17 protein-coding genes are annotated in these 20,411 nt (G+C 44.2%); all 17 read right to left on the reverse strand.

Annotated elements, in window-relative coordinates; all coding sequences use genetic code 11:
- Positions 1-10 precede the first annotated feature (10 nt).
- The 17 genes from fliI to VTAP4600_RS10445 all read right to left on the reverse strand — a co-directional run bounded on the left by fliI (position 11) and on the right by VTAP4600_RS10445 (position 20,304).
- The gene (fliI, locus tag VTAP4600_RS10365; protein ID WP_102522731.1) at positions 11-1,333 is read right to left on the reverse strand and encodes a flagellar protein export ATPase FliI; all 1,323 of its coding nucleotides are present in this window, start codon (positions 1,331-1,333) and stop codon (positions 11-13) included.
- A complete protein-coding gene (gene fliH, locus VTAP4600_RS10370; RefSeq protein WP_102522732.1) occupies positions 1,333-2,133 on the reverse strand; it encodes a flagellar assembly protein FliH in 801 nt (266 codons plus the stop codon). The genes fliI and fliH overlap by 1 nt, the downstream gene beginning before the upstream one ends.
- A gap of 71 nt (positions 2,134-2,204) precedes the next feature.
- The gene (fliG, locus tag VTAP4600_RS10375) at positions 2,205-3,251 is read right to left on the reverse strand and encodes a flagellar motor switch protein FliG (RefSeq protein WP_102522733.1); all 1,047 of its coding nucleotides are present in this window, start codon (positions 3,249-3,251) and stop codon (positions 2,205-2,207) included.
- On the reverse strand, positions 3,244-4,986 hold the full coding sequence (gene fliF / locus VTAP4600_RS10380) for a flagellar basal-body MS-ring/collar protein FliF (RefSeq protein WP_102522734.1): 1,743 nt from the start codon (positions 4,984-4,986) through the stop codon (positions 3,244-3,246). The genes fliG and fliF overlap by 8 nt, the downstream gene beginning before the upstream one ends.
- A gap of 15 nt (positions 4,987-5,001) precedes the next feature.
- Entirely contained in the window at positions 5,002-5,313 is a 312-nt protein-coding gene (gene fliE, locus VTAP4600_RS10385) for a flagellar hook-basal body complex protein FliE (protein WP_102522735.1), read from the reverse strand.
- 100 nt (positions 5,314-5,413) lie between these two features.
- Complete coding sequence (locus VTAP4600_RS10390) at positions 5,414-6,826, reverse strand: sigma-54-dependent transcriptional regulator (RefSeq protein ID WP_102522736.1); 1,413 nt, start codon at positions 6,824-6,826, stop codon at positions 5,414-5,416.
- A complete protein-coding gene (locus tag VTAP4600_RS10395; RefSeq protein ID WP_102522737.1) occupies positions 6,826-7,866 on the reverse strand; it encodes a sensor histidine kinase in 1,041 nt (346 codons plus the stop codon). Before VTAP4600_RS10395 ends, VTAP4600_RS10390 begins: the two co-directional genes overlap by 1 nt.
- 126 nt (positions 7,867-7,992) lie before the next feature.
- Positions 7,993-9,465, reverse strand: coding sequence for a sigma-54 dependent transcriptional regulator (locus VTAP4600_RS10400; protein ID WP_102522738.1), 1,473 nt, complete (start codon positions 9,463-9,465; stop codon positions 7,993-7,995).
- Between the two features lie 243 nt (positions 9,466-9,708).
- Positions 9,709-10,119 carry a flagellar export chaperone FliS gene (fliS, locus tag VTAP4600_RS10405; protein WP_102522739.1) on the reverse strand — a complete coding sequence of 137 codons (411 nt, stop codon included), beginning with the start codon at positions 10,117-10,119 and terminating at the stop codon, positions 9,709-9,711.
- A 13-nt stretch (positions 10,120-10,132) separates the two neighbouring features.
- Entirely contained in the window at positions 10,133-10,438 is a 306-nt protein-coding gene (locus tag VTAP4600_RS10410) for a flagellar protein FliT (protein ID WP_102522740.1), read from the reverse strand.
- Between the two features lie 3 nt (positions 10,439-10,441).
- Positions 10,442-12,322 (reverse strand): flagellar filament capping protein FliD, encoded by a 1,881-nt coding sequence (fliD, locus tag VTAP4600_RS10415; protein ID WP_102522741.1) that lies wholly within the window; start codon positions 12,320-12,322, stop codon positions 10,442-10,444.
- Between the two features lie 19 nt (positions 12,323-12,341).
- Entirely contained in the window at positions 12,342-12,746 is a 405-nt protein-coding gene (locus VTAP4600_RS10420) for a flagellar protein FlaG (protein ID WP_102522742.1), read from the reverse strand.
- A 75-nt stretch (positions 12,747-12,821) separates the two neighbouring features.
- Complete coding sequence (locus VTAP4600_RS10425; protein ID WP_102522743.1) at positions 12,822-13,955, reverse strand: flagellin; 1,134 nt, start codon at positions 13,953-13,955, stop codon at positions 12,822-12,824.
- A gap of 406 nt (positions 13,956-14,361) precedes the next feature.
- Positions 14,362-15,492, reverse strand: coding sequence for a flagellin (locus VTAP4600_RS10430; protein WP_102522744.1), 1,131 nt, complete (start codon positions 15,490-15,492; stop codon positions 14,362-14,364).
- 194 nt (positions 15,493-15,686) lie between these two features.
- The gene (locus VTAP4600_RS10435; RefSeq protein ID WP_102522745.1) at positions 15,687-16,820 is read right to left on the reverse strand and encodes a flagellin; all 1,134 of its coding nucleotides are present in this window, start codon (positions 16,818-16,820) and stop codon (positions 15,687-15,689) included.
- Positions 16,821-17,737: 917 nt separating this feature from the next.
- On the reverse strand, positions 17,738-18,868 hold the full coding sequence (locus VTAP4600_RS10440) for a flagellin (RefSeq protein WP_102522746.1): 1,131 nt from the start codon (positions 18,866-18,868) through the stop codon (positions 17,738-17,740).
- Positions 18,869-19,170: 302 nt separating this feature from the next.
- Positions 19,171-20,304 (reverse strand): flagellin, encoded by a 1,134-nt coding sequence (locus VTAP4600_RS10445; protein ID WP_102522747.1) that lies wholly within the window; start codon positions 20,302-20,304, stop codon positions 19,171-19,173.
- Positions 20,305-20,411 lie beyond the last annotated feature (107 nt).

Genomic DNA, 20,411 nt, shown 5'->3' on the forward strand with positions numbered 1-20,411 from the left:
TTATTACCCCTTAAGATGGCTGTAATATACTCTTGAGCATATTGATACACATATCGTACGGTACAGCATCTTTCATGCCTTGTTGGGTAAACATGTCTAGCTTCGGTTTCAGTGTGAAGGCTGCATCAATCGCGGGATCGGTGCCCGGTTTGTACGCGCCTATAGACACCAAATCTTGGTTTTTTCGACATAAAGACAGAACCTGACGAACGGCTTTTGACATCAGCATATGTTCATCGGTGGTGATTTGAGGCATAACACGACTGACTGATTTTTCAACATCAATCGCAGGGTAATGCCCCGCATCCGCCATTTCTCGAGACAGGACTATGTGGCCATCTAAAATGGCTCTTGATGCATCAGCGATGGGATCTTGAAGATCATCGCCTTCGGTTAACACCGTGAAAAAAGCGGTAATAGAGCCTTGATCTTCACTGCCATTGCCTGCCCTTTCTACCAATGCGGGTAGCTTAGCAAATACCGATGGCGGATAGCCTTTGGTTGCCGGTGGCTCGCCAACCGATAACGCGATTTCACGTTGAGCTTGAGCAAAGCGGGTTAATGAATCCATCAACAATAGAACATCAAGCCCTTGGTCTCGAAAATACTCCGCAATAGTTAACGCCGTTTGGCAGCCTTTTAAACGCATCAGAGGTGATGAATCAGCGGGAGCAGCCACCACGACAGAACGTTTTCGACCTTCGGTTCCTAGTATTTCTTCAATGAATTCTTTTACTTCTCGTCCACGCTCACCGATCAGCCCTACCACCACGACTTGTGCGGTTGTTCCTCGGGTCATCATGCCCAAAGTGACCGATTTACCAACACCTGAGCCTGCAAACAAACCGATACGCTGGCCTTTACCCACAGTCAGCAACCCATTTACGGCCTTTAACCCCACGTCGAGTGGTTCAGAAATCGGCTTGCGTGATAAAGGGTTGATCGGATCGGCGTTAAACTTGGCGCGTTTTTCTGTATAGATTTCGCCAAGCCCATCAATGGGATTTCCGGTGCCGTCAATAACTCGCCCGAGTAATTCCATGCCAACAGACAAGCCGTTTTCTGTGGTGATCGGCGTCACTTTGGCACCGGGCATCACCCCTGTCACTTGCTCACTTGGCATTAAATACAGGTTATCGCCTGAAAAGCCGACGACTTCAGCATCCATTTCACCCTGTAAGGTTTCAACCTTACATAAGCTGCCGATTGGCGCTTTGCATCCCGTCGCTTCAAGTGTCAACCCAACAACTCGCACCAGCTTACCTGAAGCAATAGCACGCGTCGTTAACCCTTGAGTCTGATAATTTGATAACCGCTCTTCAAGCGCTAACATCAGTCTTGCCCTTGATGGCGGTTAACACCACAAAATGATTGCAGTACGGTTCGAATTCGGTCTTCCATTTTATAACTAACGCTCGACTCACCCGCTTCAATATGTACATCCCCACGATTTAATGAAGGTTCGCCAGCCAATGTCCAACTGCGACTTTCGATGTCTTCTTCACCATGAGCTGAGCGTATAACTTCGATGTCTTCTGGGTGCAGTTTTATGATGATGGCATGACCTGCTATCGGCAAGGCTTCAACACTTTCACGAACGGTATCGAGAATCACTTGAGGGTTAGTTTGCACTTCAACATGGACCACTTCTTTGGTCAAGGTTAGGACCATTTCAATCAATTGTTTTTCAACTTGAGCATTCATAAGCTCAAGAGGCTGGGCAAATTGACTGGCTAGCGCCATAAAATGTTCGACTTGTTGCTGAATGAACTCTTGACCGGCGGTGACACCTTCAGCTTTACCTAATGCTAAGCCTTCTTCATGACCGGCAGCCAAACCTTCTTCTTTGCCTTTTTCGAAACCTTGCTTAAAGCCGACTTCTTGACCTTGGGTTAACCCCTCTTGGTGAGCCGCTTGCTTGATTTGTTCGATTTCTTCTTCGGTTAGATTCACCGGTTCTTCTGGTTCGGGCTCGCTAAAATCAGGCACCCAAGTAGGGTCGTAATTTAGAGCGGTTTCTTTTGCATTGGGTTGCGCTTGTGAGGTGTAATCTGGCAGGCCCCACTTTTGGGTGGTGTGCTCAACTGAGTCATCTTCAGGACGTAAAAAACCGCGTTTTCTCTCTTGAGACATAATACTACCCAGTTGGTAATAAGCGGCTTACTAAAAAGCCAAGCCGCTATTAAGTTAATAATTTTTGTTATTTATAAGAACTCGTCCGCACCGCCAGATAACATTAATTCACCGTTATCAGCTAAACGACGAGCGATTGACAAGATCTCTTTCTGTGCCGTTTCTACGTCAGCAACACGCACAGGAGGCATGGCTTCGATATCATCACGCATCATGTCAGCAGCACGCTTGGACATGTTTTTGAATATCTTCTCTTGTAAGCCGTCATCAGCACCTTTAAGTGCTTTTTGCAGTACATCTTGTGGCACGTCACGCAGCAGCTTTTGAATGCCGTTATCGTCAACTTCAGCCAAGTTCTCAAATACAAACATCAGATCTTGAATTTGAGTCGCCATGTCTTCATCTTGCTCTCGGATTTGATCCATCAAGATGCCTTCTACGCTGTTATCCATGAAGTTCATGATTTCAGCCGCAGCTTTAGTACCACCAATTTTGGCCGCTTGTGCACCAGCTTGACCCGCAAACTGTTTCTCCATGATTTCATTCAACTCAGCCAAGGCTGACGGTTGAACTTCTTCAAGGTTAGCAATACGCATCATTAAATCTAAGCGCACACGCTCTGGGAACTGAGACAAGATTTCAGCCGATTGATCAGACTCCAAATAAGACAATACGATGGTCTGAATTTGGGGGTGCTCATTAATAATAATGCTAGCAACTTGGCGAGGATCCATCCATTTAAGAGAATCCAAACCTTTGGAGCCTGTACCCAATAGTATTTGATCAACAAGGTTGTTCGCTTTGTCTTCACCAAGAGCGGCAACAAGCGCATTTCGCATGAAGTCTTCGCTGCCCATACCAATATTGGTGTACTTTTGAATATCTTCTAAAAAGGCGCGATGTACCACGCTGACTTTGTCTGAATTCAAATCCGCCGCTTTCGCCATCGCACTACCCACACGCTGGACCTGCTTCGGCTCTAAGTGACGAATAATACCCGCCGCATCGGCTTCGCTTAGACTCAGCAGCAATATGGCTGCACGCTCTTCTCCGGGAATGCTCGATACGTCAATCGCCGGTTGTTCACCACCTTCAGTGGTCGCAATTTCATTAGCCATCGGTCACCCAATTCTTCACAACTTGTGCCGCGAGTTCTGGTTCATTAGCAACAAGCGCTCGAACCGCTTTCAGCACGTCTTCGTCTTTATGTAAGTTAGGTAAATCTATACCTGAACCAAATTCAAAGCTATCGGTACCGTCAATATCACTACCGATTAAGCTCGTATCTCCGTCGGCACTAAGTGGTAATCCATCTTGGCCAAACTCTCCATCTTCGTCGTCATCGCTATGAGGGTTAAGCAGTTTCTTCATTGCTGGACGAACAAGGATCAAAATAATGGCAATAATAACAAGCGCACTGGCAAGCCATCTCACCCATTCATTGAAGTTTGGATGATCCCAAATCGGCACGTCAGCCATGACTTCCATTTCAGGTTCTGCAAACTTCACGCTAAGCACATTGAGTAAATCGCCGCGAGCTTGATTAAAGCCAACCGAGCCAATCAATACCGTGCGTATCGCTTCGATTTCAGATTGTGCCAACGGCTGATAAGTCACTTCGCCCGTTTCTGCGTTAACACTTGGTTTATGCCTAATAGCAACAGAAACGGTTTGACGATTAACCACACCGGTTTGCTTACGTTCATGACTGATCGTGGTATCAAGCTCAAAATTACGGGTCGCTTCTTTGTGTACTGAACCTTGCCCCATTGTGCTGCCATCTTTCATCTGCTTCACATCTTGTGGGATGGATGCATCTGCTGGCGGCTGATTACTCAACGCACCAGGTACACCAGCAACAACATTGCCGTTGTTGTAATCTTCAAGCGTGTATTCGCTTCGAGTTGCCGGCGTATTCGGATCGAATCGTTTACGCGTTTGTTCTACTGCGCTGAAATCCAGTTCAATATCAACTTGCGACGTATAATTACCAAGCCCTAAAATCGGGATCAATACTGAGTCAATTTTTTCTCTTAAAGCTTGTTCTTGTCGGCGCTCTAATTCATGTTCTTTACGTCTTGCTGTTGCCAATGGATCTTGTGAACCTGAACTCAATAAACGACCATGTTGGTCTGTTACAGTAATTCGAGTTGGCTTCATTCCTGGAACCGCGCTCGCTACCATATCAACAATTGAATCAACTTCTTCTTGATCGAGGTTTTTACCTGTCGCTAGCGTCAAAAAAACGGTCGCCGATGCTTCTTGGTTATGACGTACAAAGACACTTTGTTTTGGTAGTGCCAGTAATACTTGAGCTTTCCGCACCAAACGAATTTGTTCTATCGCTTTGGCAATTTGACGCTCACGGCTGAGTTTGAGTCTTTCTTGCTCTAAACGCTGAGATACACCAAAACCCATGTCGTTGAGCAAAATGTCGTCACCGGCTTGATCCGGTTGATTCATTCCTGCACGGGTCATGTTCAATTTGATGGTGCTGTATTCACTGACCGGTACGTGAACGGTATTTCCTTCAAGTTTATATTCTATTTTTTGTTGGTCTAAATAGTCGAGAACGGGAATGAGCTCTGCGGTTTCATAAGAACCTAGTGGGCGTACTTCTGGTTCTCTTACCCAAAAGAACACCATAACGATTAAAGCAACACAAATGGATATAGCAACGACTAATACAACCTGACGAAGCAGGTCGAGATCGCCCATGGCCATATCAAATTTGGATGAACTTTTTTCATCCAAATCAAGATTTTGCCCTTCAGAATCCAAACCTGATTCCATCGGCATATTGCTACCGCCGTCGGCCACTGCCAGATCTGTTGTATGTTTTTCTTCAGCCACAATCAGTTACTCACATTAAACCGGCATGTTCATCAGCTGTTTATAAGCTTCGACTAATTTATTTCGGACTTGAATCGTCGCATCGAATGCCACGCTGGATTTATTACGTGCAATCATGACGTCGGATAAAGATACGTTAGGATCACCTTGATCGAAACGAGTCGCCATTTCACCCGATTGCTTTTGCAGTGCATTCACGTTATTCACTGCATTATTTAATAGAGCACCAAAGTCAGAGGAGACTTGCTGGCCCGTTGCTGGACGACTGGTGTTGGTCGCCTGTAGCATCATGGCCTGCATTTCTTGATTTAAACTGTCAATTTTCATTCTCTCTCCAACAGTCAATTAATTGACCCGCTAACTAAAACTTATTCTTAATGGTAGCAATTAACATGCCATCACGCTGGGGCGCTAAGTATGACTGGGATCAGTTAGGAATATCAATACCTGCATCGCGCATTTTTGCTAACTTGTAACGCAATGTACGTGGGCTGATGCCTAATTTCTCGGCCATCTCTTTACGACGGCCGTTGCATTCGATCATGGTCTCTAAAATAATAGCGTATTCTTGCTCTCTCAGTTCAGAACCTAAACCATCATTACTTGAGATTGCTTTTGCTAAAGGATTATTAGGCTCTGCAATCGGCTTAACACTTGGTGTTGCCACTTCGCCACTTTGGACTACAGACTGTAAGCTGCTCGCATCGTCCCAGTCGATCCCTTCTAACAAAATGTGTTCTGAGCCAATGTTGTTATGTTCACTTAAGATCAATGCTCGCTGAATGACATTATCCAGTTCTCGTACATTGCCTGGCCATGGGTAGTGAAGCAATTTATTCAATGCGCCTTCAGAGATACTCGGGACTGGCAAACCCAACTTTTGACAGTTACGCTCAACAAGGTGGATAGCCAACGGGCTAATATCCCCTTGTCTTTGGCTTAGTGGCGGCCAAGAGATTGGGAAAACATTCAATCGGTAATACAAATCTTCACGGAAATTACCTTCTGATACGTACTTTTTTAGATCTCGATTACTGGTCGCCAAAACTCTGACGTCAAGCTTAATGCTTTTCCGACCACCCAAGCGTTCTACTTCGCGCTCTTGCAATACACGTAGCAATTTTGCCTGTAAGTTAAGATCCATTTCACTGATTTCATCCAGTAAAATGGTACCACCTTGAGCTTGTTCAAATTTACCAGGACAAGCTTGTACGGCGCCAGTAAAGGCACCTTTTTCATAACCGAACAATGTGGCTTCTAACATGTTGTCTGGGATTGCCGCGCAGTTAATCGCAACAAAAGGGCCATCTTTACGCAGTGAGGCATTGTGGATGTAACGAGACATCACTTCTTTACCGCTTCCGCTCGGGCCAAGCACCATCACGTTGGCGTCAGTTTTAGCGACCTTATCTGCCAAGGCTAACAATTTAAGACTCTTTTCATCAGCCACGATGGCATCACCGCCGTCGTCACTTTTTACTGGTGCATAGCGGCTCACCATATTGAGCAAAACTTCAGGTGCAAAAGGTTTCGCCATGTAATCGATGGCACCTTCTTTCATTGCCGCAACAGCATCTTCGATATTCGCATACGCGGTCATTAACAAAACGGGCAGTTTTGGCCAGTGAAGTTTTATGTTTCGTAACAGCGCAAGGCCACCCATACCGGCCATTTGAACATCCGAAATGACGATATCAACTTCTTGAGATTTTAGGATGAGCAAAGCTTGCTCAGCACAATCTGCTTCAACCCACTCATAGCCAGCTAAGGCTAGGGTATCAACTAACGCTTCGCGTAGGCCTTCGTCATCTTCTACGATTAACACTTTGCTTTGCGCCATTATTCTTCTCCAGAGTTTTGGTTTGCAAGGGGCAGACAGACGGTAAAACATGCACCGTCTCCCGGCTCTGAAATCAGTTCTAAACGCCCTTTATGAGCGCGAGTCACCATTTGTACAACCGCGAGGCCAAGTCCTGTACCTTGAGAGCGTGTGGTAAAAAAGGGTTCCATTATTTTCTGTTGCAGCTCTGCAGGAACTCCTGGGCCACTGTCTTGTATCGAAATTTTCAATTCGCCAGCCACAACGCGGGCGAACACATCAATCTGTGAATTCTTACCTGCTATTTGAATCGCATTAATAACCAAATTACTGACCGCGGAAGCAATGGCGTTTGTATTACCCATTAAACACGCGTCGTGATCTTCCACTTCTAAACAAAAGTCGATTTGGTTATTTTTAATGGCGGCCTCAACCATAGGTTGAAACTCGTTTATCAGGTCATTGGTTGTAAAAGGTTGAATAACTTTATTATCTCCCCCCTTAGCAAACAGTAGCATGTCGTTAACTTGCTTTTCCAAATCGCGTAATCTATCGAGCAATTTATTTTGAAATCGTGATCGAGTTGTCGCAGGTAGGTTAGGCGCACCTAGGTTTGCAGCGTACAGCATAGCGCTAGATAATGGCGTTCTCACTTGGTGAGCCAAAGAAGCTACCATTCGACCCAGTGATGACAGTCGCTGTAAATCGCCAACTCGAGATTGCAATAAGCGTGTTTCAGTTAAATCGGTGACCAAAATTAACTGACCCGTATTAGAGGCCGAAATGGCCAAGCGTACTTTACGGCCATTACGCAACGATATCTCGTGCCCATCATCTTCTTGCGGAGCAAAAGCCGCTTGAATCACTTCAAACCATTTTTGACCAAGAAGCTGGACGTCAAGTAATCGTTCTGCTTCAGGGTTGGCTTCACAAATTACCCCTTGCGTATCAAGCAAGATCACACCAGCGGGCATGACGTCTAACACTTGCTTGTAACGGGTAACTTGCTCTTCCAAACTACCCAATAGTGGGTTTGAATCTGATTGTTCTGCTGATGACATGACCGATTTCCGACTAAAAACAACAATAGCCTGGCATGCACGTAACATGCCAGGCTATTTATAATTAATTTACAAAGAGTTACGACAATTCCGTCATAACAATGTGTTAGTCAAATGTTTGACCATCTAACGGTTCAAATTATACTTCCGCATTTTTTCAACCAAGGTTGTTCTGCGCATACCGAGCATATCGGCGGCTCTCGCCACCACACCATTTTGTGCTTCTAAGGCTTGATTGATCATGTTGATTTCAACATCCGCTAGCAACTCTTTAAGGTTAACGCCTTCAGCGGGAAGCTCTTGAGGGTGATCAACCCCTTCTTCGATATCCATAGGTACGTCATCTAAGCTGAAATCTTCAGAAAAAATGTCGGCCAAAATATCGCGTTCCTGCTCTTCAATACTCTTATTTTGAGTTTGATTTTCAGGATGAAATTCAGGAATATCACTATATCGATATTTAGTCGGTAAATGATTCACATCAACCAAACTATTTGGGAACAAGATCACCATTCGCTCAATTAAGTTCGCAAGTTCTCGAACGTTCCCTGGCCAATCATGCTCCATTAAAGAGTTGATAGCACGAGGCGTGAAACAAAATGGCTGTCCGCCTTCTGCTTCCATACGCGTCATCAGCTCTTTTAATAAAAGAGGGATATCTTCGTTTCTATCTTTTAACGCAGGCATATCAATAGGGAAAACATTCAAACGATAAAAGAGATCTTCACGGAAGCTTTCATCATCAATCATGCGTTCTAAGTTACGGTGTGTTGCCGCAACCACGCGGACATTCGCTTTAACCGTTACATTTCCACCGACACGCTCAAAGCTACGTTCTTGCAGTACTCGCAACAACTTCACTTGCATAGGCATTGGCATATCGCCAATCTCATCTAAAAACAGCGTGCCACCTTCAGCAAGTTCAAAACGACCTTTACGTGAAGTAATTGCACCAGTAAATGCGCCTTTTTCGTGGCCAAATAACTCACTTTCCAATAAGTCAGGTGGGATCGCACCACAGTTAATGGGTACAAAAGGACCTTTGCGTCTTGGGGAGTGGTAATGAATATTACGTGCCACTACTTCTTTGCCCGTGCCTGATTCACCAAGAATAAGAACATTGGCTTCAGTTGTGGCAACTTGCTCAATGAGATGGCGAACATCTTGAATACTTTGGCTTTGACCTACCAGGCTGCGAAATAACGTATTTTTACGGGATAAAGCGGGAAGAGGGCGACCTTTTTTACCTAAAAAATCTTGGCAATGACGAAGAGCATCACTGAGCTGTGGGTAATTTAGAGGCAGCTGAAGCTCTCCTACGAAATGAGGAAACTCTTCAACTTGGATTGCATTAGTGCCTAAAGCCAATAAGGGAATGTGGTTCGCCTGCTGAAGCTTCTTTGTAATAGAAGCGATATCAGCGGTAGAATTCAATGAACCTAAAATGCAGCTAGCCCACTCGCCAGACCAATCAATTTGATCAATTTGATGTGAGCCAAAAACGTTCCCTTGCTCGCCTATAAAGTCGAGGATAATGCTTAAATCGTGTCTAACCTGTTGATCATCTTCAATGACCAGCATTTGTGCTAAGCCTTGCATAGAAATAAAGTATTGCCTTCATAATTTAATCATTATCGTACATACCGAGTATGGCCACCGTGTTTTTTTGCTTTTGTTTATAATTTTGCACAAAAAACAATCTATCGGAACGACTCAGAGGACAAAAAACAAAAAGCCACTAAAGAAATGGGCTCTTTAATGACTCTATTCTAAGATAATAAAAAAATAAGGCAACCAAGCTGGTTATCTATGTGAGATTTATTCTAAAACTAAACCAATGATTTATTGGCCGATCTCAGCTGCTGTTAGGTTATGGAACTCAGCTGGGATTTGATCCCAAGCAGATTTTATCTCACGAATGATATCGATTACGTCATCAATGGGTTGAGGATCGTTTTTCTGATTCGCGATGGTAATTTGCGTAATCATGAATTCGTACAACTGATCCAAGTTCTTGGCAATGTCTCCACCATCGTCCATTGAAAGGCATGTGCGTAGACTGATAATGATATCTAGCCCTTTACCCAAGCGCTCGCCTTTAATGGCAATGTTGCCTTGTTGCATGGCTGCTTTACCTTGGATCAATCGCTCAATCGCACCCGCCATGAGCATCTGAATGATCTTGTGCGGAGAGGCTGCAGACAGTTGACTGTCTACTGAAACCTTCTTGTAAGCCTGTAAAGAACCTCGCATGGTAATCCTCTCTTTATAAAAACTGCTTATATAACTGAACGGATTTGTTACCGTGTCGATATTTTTTTAAATATCCAGCTATCTTATCGGTATTTGCTTGCATCAACAGAACGACTTTCTTAGTGCGCTCAATGGCCGCTTGCCATTCATCTTTATCGACGACTTCTGGCGTTTGTTCGATCTGCTGCAAAATGCTTTTCAGCAACTGTTCTCTTTTATCGACCTGATGAACGATTTCTTCAGCATTTATTTCATCTTTTTCTAAAAAAGACACTAATAGTCGATCAAGTTCACGAAGTTGCGTCAATTCATTGAACATATATTAACCTAATGCATTCATCATGCCAGAAAGCTGCGCCTGCATTTTGCCCGTTGCTTCTTGCATCGCAGAAAATTTGTCATGAGTTCGCTGTTGCAACCCGTCCATACGACGATCAAGTTGAGTTTGTTGATCATTTAAACGATAGTTTTGTTCAAACAAGCTTTTTTCACGCGTTCTGATGGAACCCGTCACGCCCGTCATTGAGTGTATCGCATCTTCAACTTTTTTAGCGAAACCATTGTTTCCACCAAAAAACTCTTCCAGTTTATTGAAGTTGCCATTTAACTGACGGTCAAGCATGTCGTAGTTAATTTCTAGCGAGCCTTGCCTTGTCGTTGTAATACCAAACTCGGTTAAGGTTTTGAGATCTTCGGGGGCTTGATCAATTTTTGAGGTAAACACGTTTTTAAGCCGCGATTCCGCAGACCGAACGATGCTGTCGCCAGCAAGTGGTCCGGATGTACCTCGAGAAGGGTCAGAGCCTGATAGTTCTTTGGTTGTTTGATAGAACTGATTATAGGCTGCAACAAATTGCTCTATGTCACCACGTACTCGCTGGCGGTCATAGTCGATACCTATCTCTGTATTTTTCTTCGGGTCAGAAACCCCTTTTAGCGTTAAATCAATGCCATCAATGGCGTTTTCGATAACGTTGTTGTCGCTACTCACCTGAGCAATACCATCAAGCATGGCTAACGAGTCTTGACCCTTTTGCAGCTCATTCATGCCACTATAGCCATTGAACGACCGTTGTGCAGAGTCGACGCCGGCTTTTGCATTGGCTAGGTCTTGCTCACGTTGAGCTTTGGCGTTTGCTATCAATATTGCATCGCGTTCACGATCAGTCACGTACGAATCATCGAGTGTACCGGATGCTTTCGGAGAGTAGCCCGGAATTTCTGAGGCTTTGAGTTCTTCGTCTTCGCTTAACTTATCCTTTGAGCCCGGCTTTTCATACGAGTCAAATAACGTGCCTGCGGCGGCCTCAGAGAAACCAGGAATTTCATCTTCCGGTTGAGGTATAGGTTCTCCTGCACCGTCTTTTAGCCCGATGTCATTTTCTTGGCCTGGCAGGTTAACCACATAAACAGGAGTAACGCCATCTGGCGCTTTAGGGAAGCGCTCTAAGGCTTCGTCTATTTCTTGTGGGGAATACTTACTTTCCAGATCGGCAACACTTTGCCCATCTTCAGTTAAAATTGGGGAGGCTTGCAGCTTTGCGAAATCCGATTGTGCAATTTCGAGATCCGCCACTCGCTCTTCAAGAGTTTTGTATTCAAGCTCCATCAGCTTGTTATTAGGAGAGGAGGAAGTAGCAGATACGTAAATCTGATTTTCGACCCCTGATTTCTCGGATGCCAAAACAATGCGCTGGCCATTAACATCGTTAATGACAGCAGCGCGAACACCGGGATTATCCGCAGCACCGTTAATGCTTTTAATTACATCAATCAGTTTTGCGTCCTGTTTTATATCAACGGTAAAGTCACTTTTTCCTAAACGGATTTGCAGCTCACCAGAACCAAATTTAGTGTCCTCAGCAATCACGTTAGACCCTAACTTATGATTCTGAGCAAGCTGCAACACATCGACAGCATACCTGCCTGCGATTGCGTCCGTTGTGGCTGTAGCAGAAACTACGTCTTCATCGGAAGACTCTACTGATCGAACAGCAAAAGCCTTCTCCTGACGAAACTGAGCCATCAGTGCCTTCATAGTATCCAGTGATTCTCTGAGCCGCCCGTAAGCGCTGATACTGGTCTCAACTTTGGCGCGCTCATTATCGAGACGTTGCTGCTTTGGTATGCGCTCCGAATCGACAATTTTGCTAACCATGGAGTTGATGTCCATGCCAGATCCACCCATAGGGTTTAAACTCATTTAAATCACCTTCATGCCATTACACCTTTTCCACGATTAAACCGGAGGAATTGGCGGCTAGGCGCCGTAAAATTTCAAGCATTTCTTCGCTAGGTATCTGTTTGATAATGTCGCCAGTATTTGCATCAAATATCGTTACTACATCTCGCCCTGATCCCTCATCGAATCTGAAAGATAAACCTTTATTAATAGAAGAAACAAAATCATTTACTTCATCTATTCGTTTGTCCAACTCATCTGCAGTAAGTTTAGTCCGCTCTTCAGCGAATTCCTGTGCTGATTCGTTTCGCACGACTTCTCGTGTGTCTATCTGTTCAACTGCTCTATTTTGCGCATTAACACTGGATGCACGTTCAGTTTCAGAAGCAATATTTATGCCACCACCATAAGGCTGGGGAATCGATGTGTAGGATGTTATGTCCATACGATCACACCTCCACCTTGTTTAGTGTGTTTCCGGTTGCCCGTCCACATGCTTCATTATGTGAAGTATACCAGATTAACCCAACAAACTCAGTGCCGCGGATGGTGTCTGTTTCGCTTGAGCCAGGATAGACGTACTTGCCTGCCCTAGGATCTGAGACTTGGTCATTTCCGTTGTCTCTTTTGCAAAATCAGTGTCGCGTATGCGACTCATCGAAGCATTTACGTTTTCGTTGATGCTATCAAGGTTATTAATAGCGTGGTCAAATCTGCTTTGGAATGCACCAAGCTCTGCGCGCTTACTGTCAACATTTTTTAATGCACCATCAATGATGGATACGGCTTGCTGGGAACCCGCTACAGTTGTAACGTTAACATTGTTTACCGTTACATCTTGCTCGTTCGCCAGGTCTAATTCTCCGGCTAACCCGCCGCTGAACGAAACACTGCCGTCTATTTTTTGGCTATGAGCAAAAACACCCATTTTGCCTTCTTCGCCGACGTAAGCTTTTAGGTAATCCTGCTGACCATTAATGTAAGTCGCCACTTCCTCTACATCATCACCAGCGATGGCATTGATGGAGATTGTTTGGTCGTTACCCTCTTTGTCTTTAAACTCAAAGGTCAAGTCATTAGAACCGCTCTCTACTCGCCAATCCGCGGCTTTGCCGTTGTTTGCCGTGTAATTTTTACCACCCATGTCAGCATGGTCTGAGCGTACATTACCCATTTGTAGCGTTACAGCTTCACCTGAAGAAGCACCTATTTGGAACGATTGTGCCCCATAAGTACCATTCAGGAGCTTGTTGCCACCAAACGAAGTGGTTTCTGCAATACGATTTAACTCATCGTTTAGAGCGGAAACTTCTTCTTGAATCGCAACGCGCTCGGAGCGGCTATTCGAACCATTAGACGATTGAAGTGAAAGGTCTCTCATGCGTTGAAGAAGATTGGTGGTCTCGTTCATCGCCCCTTCAGCTGTTTGCGCTATCGAAATACCATCATTTGCATTACGCACTGCCACGTCTAAACCGCGACTTTGCGAATTCAAGCGGTTGGATACTTGAAGGCCCGCAGCATCATCTTTCGCACTGTTTATCCGGTAACCCGAAGATAAACGCTCCATTGATCTACCCATGTCCGTCGAAGCGTTGTTTAAATTACGCTGAGCCGTCATAGCAGACACATTTGTGTTCACTGTAATTGTCATAGTTGATCTCCTTTGACATTAAGGATGATGGCTTCGCGACTCTCACCTCGCTAGACCATCTCATTTCTCGCATACCTTATAACGGCCTATAACTGGAGATCTTTAGTAAAAAAAGGGAGTTTTTTGAAAATAAATGAAGAAATAACTTGACGATAAGTTTTTGCTTAAACGTAGAAATTCGGCGAATACAACGGACGTTGTCGCCTCTAGGAACTGCAAGCTAAACCCAGCGTTTTAAGGCTGGGGTATCGCTAAAAGTGGTGCAAAAATTCTCGACTCTAAGTTCTCTTAAGAAAGAACACTTACAGCTAAAAACTCATTTCCATTTGCTATTGTAACCTTTGCTATCGTGACCATTACTGCACGATGACTTTACACATAGCCGACCAAAACTCTCGCTTTCAATTTAGTGCAGCAAGCTAGTCGCTGCTGATGGTAACTGATTGGCTTGAGCCAGTACCGCTGAAGACGATTGTTGCAATATTTGCGCTTTAGTCAGTGATGTCGTGACTTTGGCATAATCGGTATCACGTAATTGACCTTTAGAGTCATTTAAATTGATACTCATGTTGCCTAAATTAGAAACGGCACGTTCAAATCGATTGTGCATTGCCCCTAATTGACCTCGCTCACTGTCTACATATTTAATGGCCGTATCCAGTAAAGTGATCGCTTGCTGCGAGCCCCCAACTGTTGTGATATCAATATTATTAACGGTGAACTCTTTCTCTTTATTCAGGCCCAACTCAGCGGCTAAAGAGCCGCTAAAATTAAGTTCTGATGTGACATCATTGTGAGCTGCAAACAATTGGAGCTGCCCATGCTCATTAGCAGAGGCACTCAATTCTCTCGTTTGGCCATTAATGTAAGTGGCCAACTCTTCAACGTTGTCACCCGCTTTTGCTTTAATTTGCAAGTTCACGGGCTTTCCTGAGAGATCTTCAAACTGGATATTGAGCATGTTACCTGTATCAGGTACAACCCAATCCTTGTCTTTTATGTTATTTCCTAAATAGCTTACTCCACCCATTTGCTTTTCATCTGAGCGCATGTCTGTCATCGATACCATAATGGCGTCGGTGTTTGGCCCAATGTGAAAAGACTTTGTTCCATAAGTCCCATTAATCAGTTGATCACCAGCAAATGTGGTGGTTTCAGCAATTCGATTCAATTCATCACTTAGCGCTCTAACTTCCGATTGCAAAGCGACTCTATCGTCACGATTGTTATTGCCGTTCGCTGATTGAATGGCAAGGTCACGCATACGAGTCATTATGTCAGTAGACTCATCAAGAGCGCCTTCAGCAGTCGCAACTATCGACATACCTTCATTGGCGTTTCTTACCGCAACATCTATTCCGCGAGTTTGTACATGTAATCTATTGGCTATTTGCAGACCAGCTGCATCATCTTTCGCAGTATTAATTTTACTGCCTGAGGCTAAGCGTTCCATGGCTGTATTTGCATCGCTTACCACACCATTAAGTTGATGGCGGATAGACATAGCATTTACATTGGTGTTAACCGTTAGTGCCACAGTAAACTCCTTTAATACGTCTCAGGTTTAAAGATGAGTGAGAGAGTGCTCCACATCGATGCACTAAATCATGACTGATTAGCGCGGGCGATGGGGATAGACGATTTACTTACCAGGTTAACCGTCGATACCCAGTGGAGTGGAGGTGACCATGCCGATGACCACCTTTAATCCGCCCTTTTCCTAATCCAGTGCTAGCCTAGTAGCATTAACGCTGAATTTGGAGATTGCTTTGCTTGAGCAAGTACCGAAGTCGATGCTTGTTGAAGAATTTGCGACTTAGTCATAGCCGTTGTTTCTTTCGCGAAGTCCGTGTCTTTGATACGACTCTTAGATGCATTAACGTTTTCGTTGATGTTATCTAAGTTGCTGATGGCATGGTCAAAACGGTTCTGGAATGCACCAAGCTCTGCACGGTGACTATCCACGTATTTCAACGCTGCATCCACAACAGCTACAGATTGTTGAGCACCGGCTACTGATGTAACGTCGATGTCTTTAACCGTAGTTGCTTGAGCTGTACTCATTGAAAGGTCGCCGCCTAGACCGCCACCGAAAGTCACTGCACCTTCGATTTTGTTGTTGTCGGCGAACACTTGCAATGCACCATCATCACCTACAGACGCTTTTACCATGTCTGTCTGGCCATTGATGTAAGTTGCTAGCTCTTCGATATCATCGCCAGTCTTTGCTGTGATATTCAAAGTTTGCGCAGTACCTTCTTTATCAGTAAAACCGATAGTTAGGTCGGCCGTACCAGCATCTACAGTCCAGTTAGCGTCTTTTGCATTGGCTGCAACATAAGAGCTTCCACCCATTTCTTTTGTATCTGAACGCATGCTCTTAATGCCGAGCATTACTGCTTCACCGCTATCCGCACCAATTTGGAACGAAGCATCGCCGAACGTACCGTTTAGCAGTTTGTTACCACCAAATGATGTTGTTTCTGCAATACGGTTAAGCTCATCATCCAATGCTGTGATTTCTTCTTGAATCGCCACACGGTCAGACTTGCTGTTTGAACCGTTAGATGATTGAAGCGAAAGATCACGCATACGTTGCAGGATGTTGGTTGTTTCGTTCATTGCCCCTTCTGCAGTTTGTGCCATCGAAATACCGTCGTTTGCATTTCGAACTGCGACATCTAAACCGCGGCTTTGTACGTTTAAACGGTTAGAGATCTGTAGACCTGCTGCATCGTCTTTTGCGCTATTGATTTTATAGCCAGAAGACAAACGTTCCATTGAAGAAGATACGTCGCTTGCTGCATTGCCTAAGTGGCGTTGGGCTGTCATAGCCGAAACATTGGTATTAACTGTCATGCTCATGGTGTTTCTCCCATTGATTTTCCTATAAGGGCGGTTTCCGACGTCTCGGAAAACCAATTAGTTCTCTCAAAGTCATATTTTGTATCGACTTAGTATTTAAATTCTTTAGTCTTTTTTGATTAAAAATTAAAATAATTTCAATTGGAGCGTTAAAATCAATTTAAATCATCAACTTATGAAATTAACTGATTTAAAACTTTTTAAAACAATGAGTTAAAATTATATAAAATACAATTTTCTATAATTTTATTGTGGGTAGGAGTAAACCCTACCCGAGGGGGCAGTAAGGGGCATAACTAGGTAATAATTCAACATATAACAATGACCTACCAAGCCATTGGTGAATTATCCCTAAACAACGATCAAGTACATTGCCTTAGCAATACTTGAGTTTCAGGTAAACCATATTGTGGTCATCTGCTATTTTCTTTGTGGTATAGACGTTCCGTCTAACGTTAAGGTGACTAGCGCCTTGGGCATCTAGCTTGGCGTACACATAAACCTATTCAAAAAAACTGTTCCCTCATTTGCGTATCGCAAACGTAAGCGTCAGATTCGTTAGTTAGATCTATCCATATAAACCCAAATACACGTCGGCAACCTGTACCATTCGCACTCGATATAACGACTATATTTCGGCTCTCCCGTTAAGGAGTTTGCTCACCTTCTACAAAGAAAAAGAGGCGTTCCGTTGATTAATTCACCTGTGTTCTCCCAATTTGATGGTTGTTTTGAATAAAAAGAGCCGAGACTCATGACCCAAAAGGATCCGGTGGCTTCCTTATAAAGCGTGTTTGTTATTTGAGCCATTTAGCACAAATAACAAACATTCCTTTGTCTCTGTCATCACAGGTGCACCCAAATTCGTTGAATGCACCGGTTTAGCGTTTGTTCAACTTACTATCATCGCCAAGCTATTAACCCAATAAGCTCATTGCTGCGTTTGGCGCTTGTTTTGCTTGAGCCAATATAGACGTCGACGCTTGTTGCAATATCTGAGATTTCGTCATAGACGTAGTTTCAGAGGCAAAATCAGTACCTTTGATTCGGCTCTTAGAGGCGTTCACGTTTTCGTTAATGTTATCTAGGTTGCTGATCGCGTGCTCGAAACGGTTTTGGAAAGCACCCAACTCGGCGCGATGGCTATCCACGTACTTAAGCGCGGCATCAACGATGGCAACAGATTCTTGTGCACCCGCTACTGATGTCACATCGATGGTATCGACGGTGACATCTTGGCCTGGGTTCATGCTTAACTCACCAGCCAAACCGCCCGCAAAGCTAACATCGCCTTGTACTTTGTTATTGCCAGCAAACACTTGTAAGCTGCCATCATCACCTACAGAGGCTTTCACCAGATCTGTTTGGCCGTTGATGTAGGTTGCTAGCTCTTCTATGTCGTCACCTTGCTTGGCGGTGATATTAAGCGTCTGATCCACACCTGCGCTGTCTTTTAATGTGATGGTCAGGTCAGAAGCGGCTGGGACTGTCCAGTCTTTATCTTTTGCATTCGCTGCCTGGTAACTTTTACCGCCCATCATGGTGTTGTCACTGCGCATGTCTTTTAGGCTCAGCATTACCGCTTCACCGTTATCTGCGCCGATCTGGAAGGATGCAGTACCAAACGTGCCGTTAAGAAGGCGGTTACCACCAAACGAGGTCGTTTCTGCAATTCGATTCAACTCATCATTTAGAGCCGTTACTTCTTCTTGAATTGCGGTACGCTCTGATTTTGAGTTTGAACCATTCGATGATTGCAACGACAAATCACGCATACGTTGTAGGATATTGGTGGTTTCATTCATCGCACCTTCAGCCGTTTGGGCGATAGAAACACCATCATTTGCATTTCGTACTGCGACATCAAGACCACGACTTTGTACATTCAAGCGATTCGAAATTTGCAAACCAGCAGCGTCATCTTTTGCACTGTTGATCTTAGAACCCGATGAAAGACGTTCCATTGAAGTGGTTAAATCGCTCGATGCGTTATTCAAGTGACGTTGTGCTGTCATTGCTGAAACGTTTGTATTTACTGTCATGCCCATAATGAATTCTCCAATTGATTTTCCGTTGTAGCGGCTCCCGCTCATTGCGGAAAACCAAGTTGCTGTGTTTGTCTTCGTTAATTAACTTAACAGCTCACAACGGTTTTTCTTTAATGAAAATGCTACTTTTTTAGGCACAATAACGCCCTAACAACAAAAGTGTTAGCCAAGGCTTATTTATACAAGTTAATAACAACAATAACTCAAGATTATTGACACATTGCCGATGAGTTTTGTCTTTAACTATTTCGTCATACGATCAGAAAAACTCACCCATAATGGTGAGTCAGACTGATTTATCGTTAACCTAACAGGCTCATTGCTGCATTAGGGGCTTGCTTCGCTTGCGCCAAAATAGACGTCGACGCTTGTTGTAGAATTTGAGATTTCGTCATCGATGTGGTTTCTGATGCAAAATCGGTATCTTTGATACGACTCTTAGAGGCATTCACGTTTTCATTGATGTTATCTAAGTTGCTGATTGCGTGATCGAAACGGTTTTGGAAAGCACCCAATTCTGCACGATGGCTGTCTACATATTTTAATGCAGCATCAACGATGGCGACCGACTCTTGAGCTCCACCAACAGACGTAACATCAATGGTGTCGACAGTAACGTTACCGCTCTTTGCCAGGCCTAAGTCTGAAGATAGCGAACCGGTAAACTCTACGTCGCCGGCCACTTTGTTATTGCCCGCAAAAACTTGCAGTTTACCTTCTTCATTGACTGACGCTTTTACCATGTCAGTTTGACCGTTAATGTAGGTTGCTAGCTCTTCTACGTCATCACCTTCTTTGGCCGTAATAGAGAAAGTTTGCTCGACACCTGTGTTGTCTGTCAGCTTAACGTCCAATTGGTTTTTACCCGTTTCAACGGTCCAATCTTTGTCTTTTGCATTAGCGGCTTGATAGCTGGTGCCACCCATTTTAGAGTTATCACTGCGCATATCTTTCAGGCTAAGCATAACTGCTTCACCGTTATCTGCGCCGATTTGGAACGAAGCAGTACCGAACGTGCCGTTAAGTAACTTATTGCCACCAAAAGAGGTAGTTTCAGCAATTCGATTTAATTCATCGTTTAGTGCCGTTACTTCTTCTTGTATTGCCGTACGCTCTGATTTTGAATTTGAACCATTTGATGATTGCAAAGACAAGTCACGCATACGTTGTAGGATATTCGTTGTTTCATTCATTGCACCTTCAGCAGTCTGTGCAATGGAAATACCATCATTGGCATTTCGAACAGCAACATCAAGGCCACGACTTTGAACGTTTAAACGATTGGAAATTTGCAGACCGGCCGCATCATCTTTTGCGCTGTTGATTTTCGACCCAGATGACAAACGCTCCATTGAAGTCGTTAGATCACTTGATGCGTTGTTAAGGTGGCGCTGTGCCGTCATTGCCGATACGTTTGTGTTTACTGTCATGCCCATTGTATTGCTCCAATTGATTTTCTGTGTTGCGCTTTCCGCCGTCACGGAAAACCAAGTAGTTGTGTCTCTCTCAGTTACTTAATTTAACGGCACCACTTTCTAGATCT

Origin of the sequence: Vibrio tapetis subsp. tapetis, from assembly GCF_900233005.1 — a bacterium.
In the GTDB taxonomy this organism is placed as follows: domain Bacteria; phylum Pseudomonadota; class Gammaproteobacteria; order Enterobacterales; family Vibrionaceae; genus Vibrio; species Vibrio tapetis.